This window comes from Schlesneria sphaerica (assembly GCF_044336245.1).
Lineage (GTDB): Bacteria > Planctomycetota > Planctomycetia > Planctomycetales > Planctomycetaceae > Schlesneria > Schlesneria sphaerica.
In genome coordinates this window covers 5,380,585-5,400,162 of sequence record NZ_CP172346.1, presented here as the reverse complement: position 1 = coordinate 5,400,162, position 19,578 = coordinate 5,380,585, and the positions used below count along the sequence as shown (strand labels likewise).

The window sequence follows — 19,578 nt, the reverse complement described above, 5'->3', positions numbered from 1 at the left end:
CAAAATGGACGTACCCCACTGGAATAGGTTGCCGCAAATCTCTGGACTGGCGATAGTGCGAAGCGACTTTGATCCGTCACACCAGTGAGAGTAGAGAATATGCAGGAATTCTTTCGTGGATGGAAACGTAAATTCGGCGGTGTGACGTTAATGATTGCGTGCGTCTTTGCTACGGCTTGGGTTCGGAGTTGGAGTACCACTGATCGATTCGGAATCGCTCAGACGAGTTCTCGCCGCATGTTCGAATCAATTAAAGGTGAATTGCATTTGCTGACACAATTTTCGGCAGAAATCGGAGTATTGCTCCCAATCGATGCTATGAAATGGGTGAGTGAGCCAAATGCTGACAACGATTCTCTCGCTATGCTTCGTATGGTGAGTGAGATGGATGCCATTCAAAGACTGACCGAATCGATCGGCAAGGGTGAGGACGCAGTGGTTCGCCCAGATAATCAATTTGACAGGCAGTTGACTAGGATGGGGTTTTGGTATCGCTCGACCAATTTGTTCTCGCCACCTATGCAAATGTCATGTGGTTCGATCCCGTACTGGTCAATAGTCGTCCCTCTGATTCTGCTTTCCGCATGGCTGTTGCTCTCAAAACCGCGCAAGCCCGCCGCTACCGTCAATCCCGTTGAAGTTACACGATCATGCGAAAGTTCTTCAGTAGTTGGCAAGGGAAGGTCGGCCTCTTGACGCTCGCACTGGCATGCGTTTTCGCGGTTGGGTGCATTCGGAGTTTCGCTGTTCCAGATGTGCTTTTCGATGCAAATATGGACTTTGGTCGGCATCGGGTTGTGTCGATGCGCTCAGAAATTTCATGGAGAGGTTACGTGCAGACCAAGTCAGAGGGTTTGAAGCGTCAACGAATTTGCTCGACTCCTTACTGGTCCGTCGTTATCCCGCTAACAGCCATCTCCGCCGGGCTTCTGCTCTCGAAGTCCCACAAACCGACTCAGAAGAAGCTCCCTGAACATGATCTATTCGAGGGACGTTGAAATATGGGCGAGATTTTCAAGGGATGGCGACGGAAAGCAGGATGTGTGACCCTCGGTTTGACGTGCGCACTATGTGGAGCATGAATGCGGAGCATTGTCGTATGGGACGATCTTAGTTCGCCCATCGGGAGACGCACTGCCGCTCATATGATTTCATCGCAAGGGTATATTCTCCCCTTTGTCGAATATGAAATCAAAAGCGACGCTGAATGTTCTGACTTTGCATGGAGATCCACTACTACTCCAAATTCCAACTTCGTAGGACTTTACAAGTTTCGATGGTACTTTGGTTGTGGAATATGATCGGAAGGCGTGGCTCGAAGATCCGATTGCGACAAAGGAATAATGTTCGCAATTCCATATTCTGGACTGGTTCTCCCCCTGACCCTGCTGTCCGCGTTGTTATTGCTCTCCAGGCCCCGGCCGCCGAAGGGAGCCTAAATCGAACCTCAATTGCCATCCAGCCACCCTTGAACCGTATCAACAATTGAGGTCCATATCCTCCCATTCCTCCGATTCGACGGTCTCACCGCATACCACGAGATTCACTGTGAACGTACCCTCCAAGAAGTCACGTTTAATATCTGTCTCATTCGGGTCGCCTTGAGATGCCAGCAGTGCGATTCTGTCGGCCGAGTGACTCAATTCCAACCTTACCGTGTAGCAAGGCAATGATTGCAAATGATCGCCGGTGATTTGATCCACTGATACCACACGCACGTTGTGAAAGTCGAATTGTGTTTTCGCATAACCCATAGCAATGCACTCGATATTTTCAATGCTGTTCTCACTCATTCGATTAATGCTCCGCAACGACGTAGTAGCTCTTTGATTAACTCGGTTGGAATGAAATCCGGATCAATTGCTTTCAATTCTTGCCACACCTCATCTGGCGACATTCGTTTAAACGAACCACGGCTTCTCACAAATGTACACGCCGGGTTCTCACCGACACACCACGGCCCGAAGAAACGGAACTCACCCCGGACCTTCTTCGCCCAGCGTCTGGTGGCGTAAGGAAACAGCGTAAAATTTGGATGAGGTTTGGCTGGCTTGTCTGGTTTTCGGGAGCCGTTAGACTGTTCCCTGTCTCGGGTTCTTGCCTTAGAGAAGGAATCGCAGGCTCAAAAATGGTATGGAGGAATTACGGGCAACCTTCTGACAGGTGTCAGAGCGGGTGTCAGCGACCGCAGAACAAGGCTTTTCGATTTGACACAACTCGAAATCCTGTAAACACTTGCTCCCGTAGCTCAGTTGGATAGAGCGACGGTTTCCTAAACCGTAGGTCGGTGGTTCGAATCCACTCGGGGGTATTTTCATGTCAGAGTCTTCCGCGGTACTGGGCAGGATTGAACGGACGAAGGTTCCTCCCTTTCTTTATGGGACCGCGTGGAAGGAAGAGCGGACGCGGGAGTTGACGGTTGCGGCTCTGAAAGCCGGGTTTCGCGGGATCGATACTGCCAACCAGCGGAAGCACTACGACGAAGCCTCCGTCGGACTTGGCATCGCCGACGCCATTCAGAGTCAGCTTGTCGCTCGCGAAGACCTCTTCCTGCAGACCAAGTTCACCTTTCGCCCCGGTCAGGATCACCGACTCCCCTATGACCCGGCATCGCCGGTGGCTGAGCAGGTCAGGCAATCCTTCTCCAGCTCCCTGCAGCATCTGGGAACCACCTGGATTGACTCGTACGTGCTGCATGGGCCTTCTCAAGGTACTGGCCTTGGCAAAACTGACTGGGAGGCGTGGAGTGCCATTGAGTCGCTGTATGAACAGGGATTGATCCGCTGTCTGGGAATCAGCAATGTTTCTCTGGATCAGCTACAGACACTGACCGCCCGCTGTCGGATTGCTCCGCATTTCGTGCAGAATCGCTGTTACGCGAGCATGGGATGGGACGGGAGAGTGCGTGATTTTTGCCGTACAAACGGAATTGTCTACCAGGGCTTTTCGCTGCTGACGGCCAATCGCCCGGTGCTGGCTCATCCTCAGGTCCTGAAGATCGCGCAGCACTACGGACGAACCCCCTGCCAGATCGTATTTCGGTTTGCACGGGATGTGGGAATACTTCCCCTGACCGGTACGACCAGTGTGGAACACATGCGAGACGATCTCGAGGTTCTGGACTTCCAGCTTCAGCTGGATGAGCTGAAGTTGATTGAGCGTGTTGCGATCGCTTGAGATGCGGGATTGATTCTGACTCGGTCCAGGACGGTCCCCGCAGCACGGCGGGGATCAATGATTTGAGCGAGTCCCCCAACTGCTGTCACTCGCTGCTGCATGCACGGCTTGGTTCAGCCCACCTGAGTGGTTCCATCGCCCCTCCAGCGATACCATGGAATGACGGCATTTCAGCCTGCTTTGTTTGATCTGGCACTTTTGGTCCGAATGGTCCCCCTGGAACGTATCATGAAGGCCTCGATCGCGCGACTTCTCTGCCTGGCGACTCTGTCACTTGCCGCCTCTGCGACGTGTTCTGTCGCCAATGATCTGGAACTTTTTCGGCGACCGGCGCTGGCAGAACAGAGCCAGGAGATGCAACTGAGAGGAATGCTGCTGGCACGCATGGGTCACCAGGACGAAGCTCTCAGGCTCATGCACGAGGCTGTCAAACTCGCTCCGTTCTCGGGAGTCGCCCGGTACAACCTGGCGTGCATCTATGCAAAGAACGGGAAAGGGGATGAGAGTCTGGCGGCGTTGAAAGAGTCGATCGAACGGGGATTCGCCCAAGTCGGCATCGCAGCGAAGGACCCAGACTTCAATTCGATTCGGGACCGGGCGGATTTTCAGGAATTGATGGAAAAGTACGCTCAAAAGCAAATTGAACCCAAGACACCCAATCCGGCGGAACTCGAAAAAAACATCGCCTGGGTAGGATCCGACAATACGATCTGGGACGAGCCCACTAACTTGCTGAAGACCGGGTTCCAATGGAAAAAGCCCGTCAGGCAGCCTGCTGTGATTCTGGAGCATGGCGAAGTCGGAAAGCGATTGAAGAAGTGGTTCGCGGAGGGGACCGCTGCAGGTAATTTTGGAGATCTTTATGACAACTGTGACTCGGATCATTCCAACCTGAAGTACGCTCAGTTCCCGCAACTGCACCGGATCGAGTACAAGCCCGAGATTCTTTCCGAGATTCAACAGGGTTTTCAGCACCGCTTTCTCCATGGCGGGGTCGTGATCGGGAATTCGTCCACATCATTGGTCTCGACTCCGCTGTGGCGCAGCAACGTGAGAATGGCCTACACACGTCCCACCTGGATCACGGCCCTCGCCCGGCAGTACACCCTGAACCATCTGTACGTTTATCCGGAACATACCGACCACGATCCCGGCCACAACGGTTCTGGAGGGGGCTATGGGGATCTATTCCCCGCCAACACGCCCTACGTGCTCATCAGTCAGGGATCTTCCTACACTGACCAGCCGTTCCTGGATGCTCTGGCCTGCACGCTGGCTGCGTTTCGGCCTGAGGTCAAGAAAAAGCTGGTCGACAGCGGGTTCATCGCCCCCACCCTGCAGCAGATTTTTCGCTCCAACTACAAGGCATTGAACAACGAAGACGAATATCTGACGGGGGTGGCACACCCGTCCGTATTTGATGGGACGCTGATCGATCCGCTCAAGATGATTGAAGCGGCTCATGCCATGACGGAAACCACGATTCCTCCCGTCGTTCGTTTTCGGATCGAGCAACAGGATCGCGGCATCGTCGGGCGGGATTACTTTGATGCGGCTGACCGTGAGCACCTGTTTGACACCGCTTGCGCTATCGCGAGAGTGGGGCGTTCGATGCAGTTTCGCCGTCGGATGATTGTCTCCGCACGAGAAAGTATCGACCTCAACGGGCACCCGCTCAAGTATCAATGGGTCGTGCTGCGGGGGGACCCATCGCTGATTTCTCTGAAACCTCTCGACGAGACGGGGAGCCGAGCGGATATCACGGTGGCCTGGCACCCTCGTCGCAAAATTCAGCCCGACAGTGATATTGAATCGAACCGCGTCGATATCGGTGTGTTCGCGTTTAACGGGACCCACTGGTCGCCCCCTTCGTTCATCACGTGGTACTTTCTTGACAATGAAGACCGGGAATATGACGAATCGGGTCGCATCCTGTCCGTCTCGTATCACGGGGGAACGGACAAAGGGAACTACGCGGACCCCCTGATCCAGACCCCGAAGACCTGGAAGGATGAGTACAAGTACACGCCAAACGGAGATCTGATCGGATGGACCCGCACACGGGCCAACATCCCTCGCAGCAAACCGGAAGACTTCACCTATGACGGCGCACTCATCATCGCGAAGGATGAGCTGGGGCGAGCAACGGAGGCTCAAACCGTACGCTATTTATCTCAGTCGAACGGCAAAGCCCTGCCCACGCTGGTGCAGCAACTCGGCGACGAGATTCTTCAGTATCAGTACCAGGACGTGAACGATCAAATCGGCAAGGTCGTCGCGAAAAAGAGGGCCCTTCCCCCCTCCGACAAGCCGACACCCGAATCACCGACTAGTGCTAAGCAAGAGTAGAGGCAACGTAGAGAACGCACAGGGTCGCCTGAGGGGCTCTACTCGACTCGTATCGCTTCGCATTCGGGTTCTCGGCGTCTCTTTCCCATTCGGCACGCCGACGGGCAGGAGCGCCGCGAGCCGGTATTACCCGGCTCACCGGCTTCATCATTTGTCCGATGACGACGGCCCCGTGGTGCCTCGCAGCTTGAAATCCGCCGCAGGTCCGAAGCTGGCGTTGTATTGACAGTCCGCCAGAACCTCATCGCCGGTAAACTTGAAACGGACCGTGGCGGTGAAAGGTGTTTCGTAGAAGCAATACTGGGCCGTAAAGGTGTCGTCAGCAGTCCAGGCGCCACTGACCGCGACCGGCTGCGAAGCCCCTCCGCTGAATGCCGTTCTCCCGCGGGTCCAGTCCCCGCTGCGACAGACGGTCGGATACTCCGTCCCGTTACAACGAAGAGAGATCGTGACTTCCCCTGCAGCTGGCCCCGATTCAAACCGGACGGCTTCCAGTTGGTGTTTATTCTGCGCAATAGCGTACTGCTTACCCAGGATTTTCGGAGGCATGGCGGCACCCGTTTGCGGCGGAATCCGTAGACTTGCCAGCGTCTGCTTGAGCTTGGCGGCGACCTCCGGATTCGGGGCTTGAGGCTCAGCGTGAAACGCGGGCAAGAGTCGGTCCCAGACGACATTCAGCACATCGGGCATATTTTTGACGCCACTGGTGATGGCAATGACCGCGTCGAGTTCCGGCAGGACAACGCAATACTGGCCGAACGCGCCGTCTCCGCGAAATGCACCATGACGACAGCGCCAGAACTGGTAACCATACCCCTGGTCCCAGTCGCTGGCGGGATTGCTTCCTGTGGCTGTCTGACGGGCGGTCGCCTCGCTGATCCACTTCTCGGGCACAAGCTGCTGACCGTTCCACTTCCCCTTCTGAAGGTAGAGCTGTCCAAACCTGGCGATGTCTTCGGTACGGATACTGAGTCCATAGCCACCCGTGGAAATCCCTTGGGGACTGGTTTCCCACTGCGGATTCTCGATACCGAGGGGATCGAAAAGTCTGGGACGCAGATAGTCAATCAGCTTGACTTCCGTCACTTTCTGCACGATTGCCGACTGCATGTAGGTGGCTGAAGTGTTGTAGAGAAAATGCGTCCCCGGTTTGAAGGGGACAGGATGTTCGAGAAACGACCTGGTCCAGGGGACGCTGTCCGTACGGGGTGGCTCGCTCTGATGTCCCGTCGCCATTCTCAGCAAATCACTGACTCGCATCGCCTGCAGATGATCGCTTGGTGCGGCACGCAGATCTTCCGGAAAGAATTTGACGACCGGGTCGTGGAGGCTCAACTTGCCTTCTTCAATGGCCAGCCCGATCGCGGTCGAGGCGAAACTTTTACTGAGAGAGTAAAGGGAATGCCGTGCTTCCGCGTGGTAGGGAGCCCACCACCCTTCTGCGACCACATGTCCGTGCCGAACCAGCATAAAGCTGTGGAGAGAATCAAACTGACTGTCGGCCGCCTCGACAAAGGACAGGACCGCAGCCGACGAGATCCCCTGCTCTTCGGGAGTGCTCCGTGGCAAGTCTTTTCCGCGAGAAACGGTGGGAATCAGGAGCATCGCGGCGAGAGCAACCGTGATCGGGAACTTCATGGTCCAGGTCCTGCAGATTCAAGTTCGTGGATTCGTCGATTCATGTAACAGCAACGTCACGCGAAGTGTCGCTGAAATCCCGATAACAGGACAGCCTTGCGACTGAAATTGCTGACTTTCCCGGCCGTTTCGTGCACGATCGGGGCACGTTCTGGAAGAGCGAAAAGGGAGGACGAGTTGAGCCCCCTGCCAGACGAGTTTTTCATTCAGCGGTGGCTGCGGTCTCGGGTAAGGCCAACGCCATCGCGATCGTGGCCCAGCTTGCCGTCGCGCTGGAGAGGAACTGATCCTTACCGTGCGGGTAGCCCGATTCAAAATACGACTGAAAGGGCTTGGCGCGCGAGACCACATGCCAAGACCCATCGTCGTGCTGCTGTGAGATCAGATACGCCAACCCCTGCCTGTAGACCGGATCCGAGGTCGCAAGACCTCCCGCTTCATGCAGCGCGACCAGCGCCGTGCTGGTCGCGTACGCGTCGCCATTCATTCCCGTCACCTGTGACCAACTGCCGTCCTCGTTCTGGCTTCGCTTTAGTTCGTCAACTGCCAGGTCGACCGAGGGAGCCCGCCCGTGCAGCAGGTGCAGCAGACGCAACCGGAAAACGCGATCCTCGTGATCCTGAGGCTCAGCCTTCTGCAGCCATGACTGAATCTGCTCGATGCGTGCGTCGATCAACTCCTGCTGTTCTTCAGTCCTAAACGTTTTGAGACCCCGGACCGCGACGTAGGTGGATGTGAAATGACTCTGTTCGCTGGGAGGGCGGCTCGCTTCCGGTTCGTAGTGATCGAGCTGAACCTGATAAATCAACAGGTACTCGACAACTGCGGCCGTCGTCTCGTCTGCAGGCCAGCTCCCCTTGTTCAGGGTCCACAGGGCGTAGCCAGCCGTATCGACCTGTCCTCCCTGCCCCTCACCATCCCGGTATCGCTTTTTGTTTCGCGCAAGAAAGTCGGCCGTAAATCGAAGGATTTCGGCTTGAAGTTCAGCGTCAGTTTGGAACCCGCGTGCTTGGGCTGCGGTCATGGCCATCAGAGGCAGCCCCTGATTGTGGCAATTAAAACATTGCTTGCGCTGCTCTAACGAGCCTCGGGCCCCTTTCTCGAGCAAAGGGAGCGATTTGAGAATGGCGGCTTTGATCGCCGTCTCGGTGGGGCCGCCGTCCTCCGCGGTGGCGCTTGCCCAGGGAGAAAAAAGAAACAGGAGACTGCCGACGACAGCCATCCCGCGAGCGACTGAGGCAATCCACCGTTCTGAATCTGGTATGCTCATGAGGATGCCCTGACAGCGGACGGAGGGTGAGACTCAAGCTGATCACCCCATCTTTCAGGCACGTGCGGACGATCGTGCCCGCGTTTCGATCATACCGGTCCGGTGATGGCGATTGAACCTCTGCGTTCACTTGCCACGATGCCGATCGGAGATCAGGGTTGGCCAGGACGATATAGTATACATTTTTTCAGTACCGGCTGGTTGGCAATTTTTGTTTCAGGTTACCATCATGTTTGACCGCACGGATGAATGTCCTCACTAATAGATTCTCTCCAAATGTCGTCTCCTGCCAGCCAATTTTCATTCCACGGCAACCGTTGGGTTCATGTCCTGTTTGGGATCGTCGTGTCCGGTCTTTGTCTCTGGTTTGCCACGCGGGAACTTCTGTCCGATCCGGAAGCGTTTTCCAAAGCGGGAAACGCGTTTGCGGATGCGAACTACTGGACTCTGGTTCCAATCATGATCGCGACCGGCGTCTTTTATTGGCTCAAAGCCTTGCGCTGGCGACTGCTGCTGTCTCCGATCGGTCAGTTCAAAGTGGGACGCGACCTGTTTCCCTTCGTGATGATGGGGTTTGGTCTGAACAATGTCCTTCCCGTTCACATGGGTGAAGTGGTTCGGGTGCTGCTGTTCGCACGACATGCCAACCTGAAAGTGTCTACGGTGGCTTCGTCAGTGGTACTGGAGCGAATTTTTGACTCGATCACGGTCCTGACGCTGCTGAGCGTCGGGCTCGTGTTTGTTGACGGGTTGAATCCGAGCGTGCAAACCAATACGTCCATTGTCGCGGTCTGCGTGGGATGTCTGGTCCTGACGTTGCTCCTGTATGTCTTTTACTTTGCTCTATGCATCCGCATCGTCAACGCGGTTCTCTCGCCGATTCTTCCTGCTTCGTGGCTGGAAAAGTTACACCATCTGCTGGAAGCAGGAGTGACGGGGCTGGCCGCCGTGAAGCAGCCTCGATTGCTGGCGGGCATCATGGCCATTTCGCTTTGCAGCTGGATGATCAACGGGTTCGTCATCCATCTGGCACTCAAAAGCTTTGGTCTGCCCAACAGCCTGCTGATCTCGTGTATCGTGCTGGGACTGACCGCTGTCGGTGCTGCAGTCCCTTCGGCCCCCGGCTATGTCGGCGTCATTCAGCTTTGCTTCACGATGGTGTTGAGTGTGTTCTCGGACGACTATCCCGGAATCTTCGCCGCTTCCGTCTACTACCACCTGACGGAATACATCATCGTGACGCTCACCGGGATTTACTTTCTGAACACGACCGGGCGGGGCCTGAAGAAGCAGAGTCTTGATCTTCCGTTTACCCAGCCCACCCCCGCGGCAGAGCCGGAATAGTTTTCGGCATCCAACCGCTGCTGTTCCGAGGTCTCCGTGATCCGCCTGTGAGCAGCTTTGGGACGCGGAATCGCCATCTCGGGTGGGTCTCAGACGCGTCTCTCGGCGACAGTCCGCCGTCAAGTCCCGGCGGCGATGCTCCAGTTCCCAGTCGGTCTGATTCCCTGCGCGCCATGGTGAGCGTTAGGGACTCAATCTCGTACGGGGTGAGTTCTGTGGCTCTCTCCTCTCATAAACCCTGATTTTGATAGCACATAGAGTTCTCTTACGGGAAAGCTAAGGGGACATCTGGCGTCCGGCGCAGAAGTTGCCTCTAGGTATTCGCATGACGTGATGCGTTGTTCAAACCCCACAGGAGATCAGAAACATGGCTACGATGACCGAACAGATGAAGGACAAAGGCAAAGAAATCGGCGCCCAGGTATCAAACCAAGTGGGAAAGTCGGTTGAGGGGATTCGCGACGCCGCTGGCAACGTCATCGAACAAGTGAAAGACGCGGGCACAAATGCCTATTCCGCAGTGGAAGGGAAAGCGGAAGAACTGAGCGGCTCGCTCAGTAGTGGGCTGAAAGCGACTGCTCGTTCGATTCGCGAGCATGGGCCACAAGAAGGAACCCTTGGTGCGGCAACATCCGCCGTCGCCCAGACCTTTTCCAACTCGGCCAATTTCCTCGACAATCAAGGACTGAATGGGGTCTGCTCAGACGTGACCAGTCTGATTTCACGCAACCCGATCCCTGCGTTCCTGATGAGTGTGGGCATCGGCTTCCTCCTGGCTTCATCAAGCCGCCGATCGTGATAGAAAATCGTTGAGCACTACACCATCCACGGACTACATAAGATGAATCCCTAGTTACGAGAGGTTAGGACAATATCCGTCCGCAACACCATCTCCATAGGTGAAGTTCATCTCGGAACGGCGTCCGCCAGCGGTCCGTGGATGGTGCATTTTTATGACGCTCTTCTTCCCTCCGCAGGCGATTCAATCATTGCTCGCCGGTCGCTAAGGGATGTGGGAATCCACTTGCGGAGTTCTCATCGACACCGGATAGTTCCTGTGAAGACAGGAGACGGTGCCGATGCGATCAATCTACTCATGCCTGGTGGATGCGGCCGTTAGACAGCCCGATAAGCTGCTGTACGTGTTTCCTGAGACCAGGTGGAACTCAGCAGACTCGCTGACTTACTCCCTGCTGGCAGAACGGGCCGCTCGCGCCGCCAGAGCCATTTCCTCTCAGACTCGTCCCGGTGATCGTGCGCTGTTGTTGTTTCCCACGGGGCCTGAATTCTGCGAAGCGTTTCTCGGCTGTGTCGCCTGCGGCGTGATTCCCGTGCCGCTCAGAACGCCAAACTTGCGCCGCAATGCGAGGTCACTCGATGAAATCTGTCACGATTGTGCACCGACGCTGATTCTCGCGGACGACGCGACAGCCAGGTTATTGCGAACCGACCAGCAACTCACCCCCGCGCTCGCCCCGCTGCCCGTGATGACCGCGAATGAATGGCGTGGCGCGCCGAGCGAGTTTCCGACGCTTACCTTCGCTCCACACGACACTGTCTTTCTGCAATATACATCGGGGTCGACGGCGAGACCCAAAGGGGTTCAGGTCACTCACGCGAATCTCCTGGCCAATGTGACCATGATTCGGGACCAGATGCAGGTTCGAACGGGTGAGGATTCGTCGGTGACCTGGCTGCCGCATTATCACGATATGGGGTTGGTCGGGAGCTATCTCACCACCATCTTCACGAATCTGACTTGCACCTGTCTGCCCCCTGAGGAATTTGCGTTCCGTCCGGCGAGCTGGCTGCAGGCCATCGCGGCGCAGCGGGCCGATATCTGTGGCTGCCCCGACTTCGGTTACCAACTTTGCGCTGAAAAGATAAGCGATGAAGAAATGTCGGGCCTCGACCTCTCCGCGTGGCGGGTGGCGTTCGTGGGAGCCGAACGGATTCGCGAGGAGACATTACGCCTGTTCGCGCGCCGTTTCTCTGCCTGGGGCTTCGGAGAAAGCTCTTTCTTTCCCTGTTATGGACTGGGCGAAGCAACGCTGATGGCCACCGGCGGGCCTGCAGGCAATGGGGTGATTGTCCGCACAGTCAGCAAGCGGGGCCTGGCAGAGAATCGGATTGAACCGGCCCCTAGTCGCGACGACGAACTACAGATTGTTGGCAGCGGCGCGACCTTCGCCAGCTCAACCGTTTCGATACGAGATCCTGAAACAGGAACGCCATTGGCCGAGGGGTCGATTGGCGAAATTCATCTCTGCAGTGAATCCGTCACCCCTGGCTACTTCCAAAGAGACGATCTGAATTCCTTCCTTTTTCGCGATATCAGCGAGAATGGAGAGGAGCGCAGGTTCCTCAGGACCGGCGATCTGGGGTTCCTTTCCGATCAGCATCTCTTCGTGACGGGACGGCTGAAGGAACTGATTATCGTCCGAGGAAGAAACCTTTATCCGGAAGACGTTGAACACGTGGTCCAGTCGGCTCACCCCTCGCTGCAGCCGCGTGGAACCGTCGCCTTCTCGGTGGACCAGAATGGTCTCGAAGCATTTGTGATTGCCAGTGAACTGAAACGAACGGCGAGGGGGCCCGAATCATTCGAGGAAATCCTTGGGGCAATCCGATCTGCGGTGGCACTCTCTTTTGGGATCAGTCCTGCAGAAATTGTGTTGCTCCGGCAAGCTTCGGTGCCACGGACGAGTAGTGGCAAACCCCGGCGATTGATGGTGCGGGAGAGCTATCTCAAGGGAACTCTGGAAATGATTCCTTCGACGCAACCGAGTGCTGAATCGTGAAAGGACTTTCAGCCGAGCAGTTCCTCAATCACAGATCCATTATCAATCAGCCGGGTTGGTCGCTGGCGCAGATCAGGAATCGTCGTCTCAAGGTCGATACCCTTGATGTGGTACATGGTTGAAAGAATATCTTCGGGCGACACGGGCCGCTCCTTCACAAACGCGCCCGTCGCATCTGAGGCCCCGACCACACAACCCGGTTTGATTCCTGCTCCTGCGAGCATCACGCTGTAGACAGACGACCAATGGTCGCGTCCTCCACCCCGGATGTGAGTGTCAATCTTGGGAGTTCGCCCGTGCTCCGTCAGACACATGACCAGGGTTTCGTCCAGCAGGCCCCGTTCTTCCAGATCCAGCAGCAAGGTACTCATCGCCGCATCGAAGCTCGGCAGCAGTTCGTCACCGAGCCGGGTGAAGTGGTCGAAGTGTGTATCCCAGGCAGTGTTGACGACTTCGAATTCGTCCCAGAAGACCGAAACGATCCGGCACCCCGCTTCCAGCAGCCTGCGGCCAGTCAGCGCGGACTGGCCGAACAGCGTCATGCCGTAGCGTTCCCGCAACGATGTCGGTTCCAGTCCGACATCCAGCGCGTCACGCACCCTGGCCGACGTGATCATGGAATAGGCTTTGGCCGCGAAGCGATCATGTCCCTTCCCTGCCGACAGATCGTTGAGGTACGCCTTTTGATCATCGAACTGTCTGACCAGACTTCGTCGCCGGTTCAATCGATCCAGTGTGATTCCATCACGCAGTTGCGCTTCCTTCGAGACTTTAAGCCGGCTTTCAGGAGTGATTCCCAAGTAAGGGTCGGCGACGTCGACGTCCTTCAGTCCGTGGAAGAAGGAAACTCGCGGGACGGTCCTGGTTGCCTTACCATGGAATTCGGTCCAGACCGGGTTGTAGCCGTGTCCCAGGAAGGATGCGTACGGCCCCGCGCGCCGCGAGAAGGGGGCAAAGGCGCTAAACTGCCAGGGAAGTGCCATATTGCGCGGCACATCCGTCGGATCTTCGGCCCCTGCCTGATCCGCCAGATAATCCAATACGCTGCCAAAGAACGGACGATGCCGTGAGTCGAAAGGATTCGTCTCGTTCGAGAAATCGATCGCCGGAGCCCCGGTCAGCGTATAGAGGTTCGAGTGATTATTGTGTGGATGGGTCATCGACCGAACCAGAGCCATCCGGTCCGTCAGGCAAGCCAGTTTGGGAAGCTGGTCACAGATTGATGTTCCGGCAACGGCAGTGGAAATGGCGCCGAACTTCCCCCGGATTCCTTCGGGTGCCTCCGGCTTGGGATCCCAGGTCTCAAACTGGGAAGCAGCCCCCTGCAGGTAGATCAGCAAGACATTTCTCGCCTTGCCGAATCCATCCGAGGTGGAAATGGCCTGAGGGGCCCCCTGAGCTTCGAGACAAAGGAGTTGCGGGAGTCCCAGGGAAGCCGCTCCGATTTCCAGAACCTTCCTGCGATTGCAGTGCGCTGCAAAGGGATTCAGTGAGCCGAGGATCTGGAACATGAGCCCCTCCTGCCAAAGCATGGCGAGCGGTACTGCCGCATCGAATTGCCGGAATTACATCAAACGGGGAACTGCAAAAGCGACCATGACAATTCCATCGTAGCCGCAGACAGGAAAGGAATCGATGACCTTCTGAGACCAAATCAAGGCAGTCCCGTTCCACCGCTTGGTCCCACACTTAAATCCCACAGCCGCATCGGGGACGGGTGCTCGACATCTGCTGCGCGGAACTCAGATTTCCAGTTTCGGTTGTGTTTTGAACGGTGCCGGCGTCTGCGGATTCGCAATTTTTTTCTCACCCATCCGGCGTGCCCCTTCTTGTGTGGCCTTCGACCCCTTCAGGTTCAGTGACATCAGACAATAAAAGTTCGAGAGACTGTCCAGTCCGGCATCGGTGATCGGGGTTTGAGACAAATTCAGGATCACAGTTTTCTGGAGAACATTGCCGGCGTCGAGCTCGGCAAGCTGTTCGTCGGTAATCGACGTATTGCTGAGGTTGAGATCAAAGACCGGGTCGTTCTGAGCGACTTCAATCATCTCGGTGATCAATTTCTCGCTGAGCGTGGCTCCGGAAAGATCGATCATCCAGCCCACCATATGGAAGCCGTACATCGACTTGCCTTCTTTCCTGGCGCTTCCTCCGGCATTGGAAATCAGCCCCTCAAACGTCGATTCTCGTTGCTTGAACTTTTCGTATTCGCTCGGGCCCGACATCAGTCCGCAGCCAGACGACACAACGAGGAAAAGAGCGACGAGCGATGTCCTGACAGGGGACAATTTGCGGTGCAATGACATAGACTTTCTCCAAACCATCTCTGGTCGAAAACCACGGGAGTGCGGAAATCTCGAGGTCCGGCCGTCTCAAGTTGCCGCTATCGTACACGCCGGGCCTGGTCGATCGAGACCCTGCCCCAGTGAAGTTCCACACCGTTGAATTCCGGTAAACCCGATCAGATCCATTCGCTCGACCTGACTGCCAGAGCCCCTGGAAAGCGCCTCATTCGCGGAACCCCAGGACGAGGATGGCAGTCGCCCCTGTCTCGCTGGGGTCCTCTCTCGTCTGGGGCCAGGGAGGTCGCGCCGTGCCGGCAGTTCTTGTGCGCTCCGTTCGCCGATAGGCCGGACGAGCAAATTAAAATTCGCCAATGACCCGTCCGTCGCTGATCGAGCCCAGCAGGTGATAGATGCCGACATCGTCATAGCTGTTGGGAAGATCATTCCATTGAATATTTTCACTGATGAATCGCACAGAGCCATCGGCCATGGCAAATTGAGCACCACCCGCATGAGCACTGCCGAACGCAATCAAAGGCTGGTCGGTTGCCGAGGTGCTGCCCACGACATCACTATGCGTCCCGGCGTTCATCTGGAATTCCGTTTTCCCGGCCAGAGCCCAGACGTTCGTGATTCCGTCACACGAAAGTTCCTGCCCGGCCCAGACGCCCGCCCAGGGACCCGCAGGGGCCGTCTGTTTGGCCCACTTCACGCTGCTTCGCTCACCGAGCATAATCGTGTTCGAGGTGCCGTCGGTAATTTTGGCAATCGATACGGCACCTCCGCCGCTCCGGAAGATTCCATCACTATCGTGATTGCCGTTGCAGGCCAGGTAGTTCGACTTACCAAAGTTCAAGGTCTGCGAGAGGATCATACCGCTGCAAAGTCCACCGGTCGATTTTTGCAGGAACGGGCGATTGACGTTGATGGGACCAACCGGGTCGCTCGGGCAGACAAACGCCGCTTTTGGCGACGAAAGCAGGGCTTGCCGAGCAGGATCGTTAGCAGCCTGCTCAAGCATTTGCGTGCTGATATTGAGCTGTGTGTAGAGTGGCGCTTGATCCATGTAAGGGAGAATCATCACCGACCAGGCCCAGGCAGAGTTCGGCAGACCGATATTAATGTATTGCGCCTCGGGGAAATTCTGGAACGTGTCGTGATAGTTGTGCAGAGCCAGTGCGAGCTGTTTGAGATTATTCTTACATTGTGTTCTTCGGGCCGCCTCACGTGCCTGCTGGACTGCAGGAAGGAGAAGAGCGATCAATACAGCGATAATGGCAATCACCACCAGTAGCTCAATCAACGTGAAGCCGCGTTGCCGACGTGCGTAAGCCTTCATCTGGTTTCTCCATTTCCTGAAAATTGAATAATGACAATACGCCGCGCGGAGACTCAGGCCCCGGCGGCTTTCGCGGAAACTAGAAGCGATCAGCTAATATTTGATGAGCAAGACAGGTCGCGATTGGGAGACAGCAACCTTAATCGAGCATAAAACGAACCTGATGTTTGTCAAGACGGAGGGTACGTTTTTCCACTAACACCTCATCCCGGTCGCTATCAGAACACAACACGGAAGCAGGAAACACCCTCCTGACAATCATCGGTCCCTCGCGTCGGGTAGTGGCCGATATTCACAAGCATGGAAAGCAATGATTGCGGAAACGTGTTTTCTCAATGAGCAGTCGTTCCATTCAGATCACAACCCTCAGGCAGCGTTTTCGGGTTCGACTGAACCTGGTTCAGCAGCGCCTCAGCAATGAGCGTATGACCATGCGCATTCGGGTGGTACTCGGTGCCGGGGAACAGTCCAGTCTCTCCTTTCGTCCAGCCAGAAAGATCACAAACGATAAATCCTGCCTCGGTCGCGATCGGAGACAGTTTTTCGCGGATCTCGCGATCGTCGGCACCGGGAACCGGGAGATAGATCCAGACAGGAACCGCTTTGAATCTCCGGCACTCGTCTACAATGGTCAGATAGCAGGCACGCAGGATCTCTTCGTTGAAACGAGTCAGCCGACTTAGCACCTCACCCGGCGGCTGACGTGATGTCACTCCCGCCTGTGTGGCGACTTCTTTCAGAGGATCAGAGGGGAGTTCCTTGCCATACGAGACAAGTTGCGCCAGAGGTGTCGCTAACTCATTGAATTCGTCCTGGTGCGCAAAGTAAAAGACGGCGTCAGGCGAGAATCCAAACACCTTCCGCTGGATGCGCACCGTCCGTTGAACCGCCCACTGCTTTCCAACGCCGAAGTTGAGGACTTCAAACCGGTGTGCGGAACCGGGAATCGCCTGATTCAGCAGATTCTCAAACTGACGGGAAAAAACCGTGTCATCCGCAACGCCATAACCCATCACAATACTGGAACCCACGACAGCGATTCGACAGGTCCCCTCGGGCTTCTGAAACGTTAACGAATTTCGATCACGCATCCCGAATTCGTTCACCGAGAATGGCTGACCATCCAGCTCCGTCCGTATCCCCGGAATCAGTTCGACTCCCTGGTAGACATCGGCCTGCCGGGAAATCTTGAGGAACCCTTCCCCCTGTCGCTGCTGCGGGCCGTCGACCGTGAACAGCGAACTGAGCAGCGGTCCTGCCTGAATTGCTGCGGTATTCAGGTCTTCATAGTAGCTTTGCAGCTTCTCTCCCGCCGCAAGTTCCAATGTGGGATCGTGACGGAACTGACTAATCGCTCGGACAAATTCGTCTGGCAGCAGACCAGAAAAACCGGGCGAGATGAATGCGATCATCAGACTCAGAAACGCCAGATGCAGACTGACGGAACGGCGGAACGTCTGATCGACAACGGCTCCGTCTCGACCAGGGCCGGTGACTTCGCGTTTCAGCGGCCCGCCCGATTCCGTGACTCCGGCGAGTTGCTTCCCCTCCTCCCGTTGCCCTGACAACCACAGCAAGATGGTCCCCAATCCGACCACAATCAACAGCACCATCAGCACCCGGGCAATCCCCGGCACCGCGTCGGCTCGCTCTAAGGCGCTCGCAACCAACTGCAGAAAGCCGGGCTTGGTCCAGCAGGACCAGAAGATGCTGACAAGACAGAACATCCCCACCGTCTGCACCGACGTCACGAACGCTCGCAGAAATGGAGACTGGTAGACAACAGGGTGACGTCGCGAATCCAGCAAGCTGTTCACAGCGACCAGTAACCCTGTTCCCAGCCAGAGGCAACCATCGTTAACGGTCAGCGGAAATCGTCCCAGCAGCCAAAATGTCTGCCACGAGTGAAGCACCCAGGTGCTCAGGAAAACCAGCAACACACTCACAAACATGGCATAGCTGATGGAAAGTCCGCGGCGTCGAAATGCATAGAAGGAAGGATAGAACACGTACTTCGCCATGAAGTCCTTCCAGTAAATATTGATTCGCCGCCAGATGTCGCTGAAGCTGGAGGCCAGAAAATAGCAATGATGTGTCCGAGGAAGGTTGAATCCGAACAGGTGCAGCAAGCCTGTCACGAGATGAAAATGCCCGGAAACCTGTAAGTACAACGCATAATTCGTTGCCGCAAAGAGTGAGATCCGAGTGAACTCATAAAGCTCTGACAGGTCCGGAACAACATAAGCCTTCATGAAGCGGTAGATCAGTAAATGGACAAGTCCCCGGACGATCCATTCGACTCCGCGTTGATAAACCAACCATTCATCCTGGTCATAACGCGTTGCCACAAAGGTCTTGAAATCGACGATGGGAAACAGCGGAAAACAGGTATTGGGCAGCATGAAGAAGTACGACAAGGCCCACACCAGAGAAGGTGTCTTCTGTTGCCGGTAAGACTCGTAGACGAACGTGATCAGACGGAACATGAACATCGACCCGACGACAGGCCAGAACGGAAACGGAGAGACGACTCGCAGCGCCACCAGCAACGTCGCCGCAGCAATCAAGAGTCCCACCCGCCAGGGGTGCGTCACGGGGAGATAGCAAATCCCGATCAAGAGTCCGCCGATCCCCAGCACCGACAGGCCGTTGACGATACCGAGCACGAACAGCACACAACCGACACCAAGCAGCGCAAAGAAGGTGAGTCGCAGATCGGTACGTTGGCTCTTCGCCGGAACTGGCCCGCTGAAATGGGAATTGATTGCCGAAGCGGCCCCCGTCCCGTCAACGGAGCCGTCCGTTTCGGTGGTGCCCTTGCGCTGAACAGGGAGCCAGGCATGAATGGCAAACCCGGCGACAATCACGCAGAGCACCGGAAAGAAATGCCTCAGTCGTTCAATCTCAAAGGAGTAGACGACGGCCAGAATCAGGGAAAGTTCGAGCAGCAGAGCCAGAAATGGCACAACACGACCGCCGTTGGCCCGGAAGAGTCGCTCATCGCTGACGGGAGTGACGTCGATGGCTACTTCCCCGTCAATTCCACCACCTGCTGTGCCAGTTCCTGAATCGTGATGTCGTCTTCCAACGGGTTACTGGGAAACCGGAATCCGCCCCAGTCCTCCAGTTCCGAGACCACCGACACCACCTGGATCGAATCGACGCCCAGCGACAATATCGACCGATCCACGGAGAGTTGCCCCGAGTCCACGCGCAGCTCTTTCGCTAACCGATTGACGATCCACGATTGAATCTCATCAACGGATTTTCCGGCAGGCAGGGTCGATTGAGATATCGGCGCGATGGGGGAGTCCATAAACGCCAGTATTGTGGTCGTTCAGGGCTTACGCAAGTTATTTATGCGGCCCCGTAAGA

General features: G+C 56.1%; 14 protein-coding genes and 1 tRNA gene. 7 read left to right on the top strand and 8 right to left on the bottom strand.

Features of this window, described 5'->3' with window-relative positions; genetic code table 11:
- Nucleotides 1–237 precede the first annotated feature (237 nt).
- A complete protein-coding gene (locus ACGY09_RS19595; protein ID WP_397569085.1) occupies nt 238–696 on the top strand; it encodes a hypothetical protein in 459 nt (152 codons plus the stop codon).
- 782 nt (nt 697–1,478) lie between these two features.
- On the opposite strand, the gene ACGY09_RS19590 is transcribed toward ACGY09_RS19595, so the two are convergent.
- Nucleotides 1,479–1,793 (bottom strand): hypothetical protein, encoded by a 315-nt coding sequence (locus tag ACGY09_RS19590; protein WP_397569084.1) that lies wholly within the window; start codon nt 1,791–1,793, stop codon nt 1,479–1,481.
- 444 nt (nt 1,794–2,237) lie between these two features.
- Between ACGY09_RS19590 and ACGY09_RS19585 the strand changes: the two genes are divergently transcribed.
- From ACGY09_RS19585 to ACGY09_RS19575, 3 genes are all read left to right on the top strand, one after another.
- A tRNA-Arg gene (locus ACGY09_RS19585) sits at nt 2,238–2,311 on the top strand.
- Nucleotides 2,312–2,316: 5 nt separating this feature from the next.
- Nucleotides 2,317–3,177: an aldo/keto reductase family protein gene (locus ACGY09_RS19580; RefSeq protein WP_397569083.1), complete on the top strand. Its 861-nt coding sequence runs from the start codon at nt 2,317–2,319 to the stop codon at nt 3,175–3,177.
- 159 nt (nt 3,178–3,336) lie between these two features.
- On the top strand, nt 3,337–5,526 hold the full coding sequence (locus tag ACGY09_RS19575) for a tetratricopeptide repeat protein (RefSeq protein WP_397569082.1): 2,190 nt from the start codon (nt 3,337–3,339) through the stop codon (nt 5,524–5,526).
- Nucleotides 5,527–5,673: 147 nt separating this feature from the next.
- Here ACGY09_RS19575 and ACGY09_RS19570 read toward each other — a convergent pair whose 3' ends face one another.
- A complete protein-coding gene (locus ACGY09_RS19570; RefSeq protein ID WP_397569081.1) occupies nt 5,674–7,164 on the bottom strand; it encodes a serine hydrolase domain-containing protein in 1,491 nt (496 codons plus the stop codon).
- A gap of 202 nt (nt 7,165–7,366) precedes the next feature.
- Nucleotides 7,367–8,434, bottom strand: a complete 1,068-nt coding sequence (locus ACGY09_RS19565; RefSeq protein ID WP_397569080.1) for a prenyltransferase/squalene oxidase repeat-containing protein — start codon at nt 8,432–8,434, stop codon at nt 7,367–7,369.
- A 276-nt stretch (nt 8,435–8,710) separates the two neighbouring features.
- Here ACGY09_RS19565 and ACGY09_RS19560 point away from each other — a divergent pair, with 276 nt between their 5' ends.
- From ACGY09_RS19560 to ACGY09_RS19550, 3 genes are all read left to right on the top strand, one after another.
- Nucleotides 8,711–9,778, top strand: a complete 1,068-nt coding sequence (locus tag ACGY09_RS19560) for a lysylphosphatidylglycerol synthase transmembrane domain-containing protein (RefSeq protein ID WP_373653296.1) — start codon at nt 8,711–8,713, stop codon at nt 9,776–9,778.
- 367 nt (nt 9,779–10,145) lie between these two features.
- Nucleotides 10,146–10,577 (top strand): hypothetical protein, encoded by a 432-nt coding sequence (locus ACGY09_RS19555; protein ID WP_397569079.1) that lies wholly within the window; start codon nt 10,146–10,148, stop codon nt 10,575–10,577.
- A 280-nt stretch (nt 10,578–10,857) separates the two neighbouring features.
- Nucleotides 10,858–12,579 (top strand): fatty acyl-AMP ligase, encoded by a 1,722-nt coding sequence (locus ACGY09_RS19550; protein ID WP_397569078.1) that lies wholly within the window; start codon nt 10,858–10,860, stop codon nt 12,577–12,579.
- An 8-nt stretch (nt 12,580–12,587) separates the two neighbouring features.
- Here ACGY09_RS19550 and ACGY09_RS19545 read toward each other — a convergent pair whose 3' ends face one another.
- The 5 genes from ACGY09_RS19545 to ACGY09_RS19525 form a co-directional block, all read right to left on the bottom strand.
- Nucleotides 12,588–14,090 (bottom strand): DUF1501 domain-containing protein, encoded by a 1,503-nt coding sequence (locus ACGY09_RS19545; protein ID WP_397569077.1) that lies wholly within the window; start codon nt 14,088–14,090, stop codon nt 12,588–12,590.
- Nucleotides 14,091–14,321: 231 nt separating this feature from the next.
- Nucleotides 14,322–14,885 (bottom strand): hypothetical protein, encoded by a 564-nt coding sequence (locus ACGY09_RS19540; protein ID WP_397569076.1) that lies wholly within the window; start codon nt 14,883–14,885, stop codon nt 14,322–14,324.
- A 337-nt stretch (nt 14,886–15,222) separates the two neighbouring features.
- On the bottom strand, nt 15,223–16,203 hold the full coding sequence (locus tag ACGY09_RS19535) for a DUF1559 domain-containing protein (protein WP_397569075.1): 981 nt from the start codon (nt 16,201–16,203) through the stop codon (nt 15,223–15,225).
- Between the two features lie 332 nt (nt 16,204–16,535).
- Nucleotides 16,536–19,169, bottom strand: a complete 2,634-nt coding sequence (locus ACGY09_RS19530) for an SGNH/GDSL hydrolase family protein (RefSeq protein WP_397569074.1) — start codon at nt 19,167–19,169, stop codon at nt 16,536–16,538.
- 59 nt (nt 19,170–19,228) lie between these two features.
- Entirely contained in the window at nt 19,229–19,519 is a 291-nt protein-coding gene (locus tag ACGY09_RS19525; RefSeq protein ID WP_397569073.1) for an acyl carrier protein, read from the bottom strand.
- Nucleotides 19,520–19,578 lie beyond the last annotated feature (59 nt).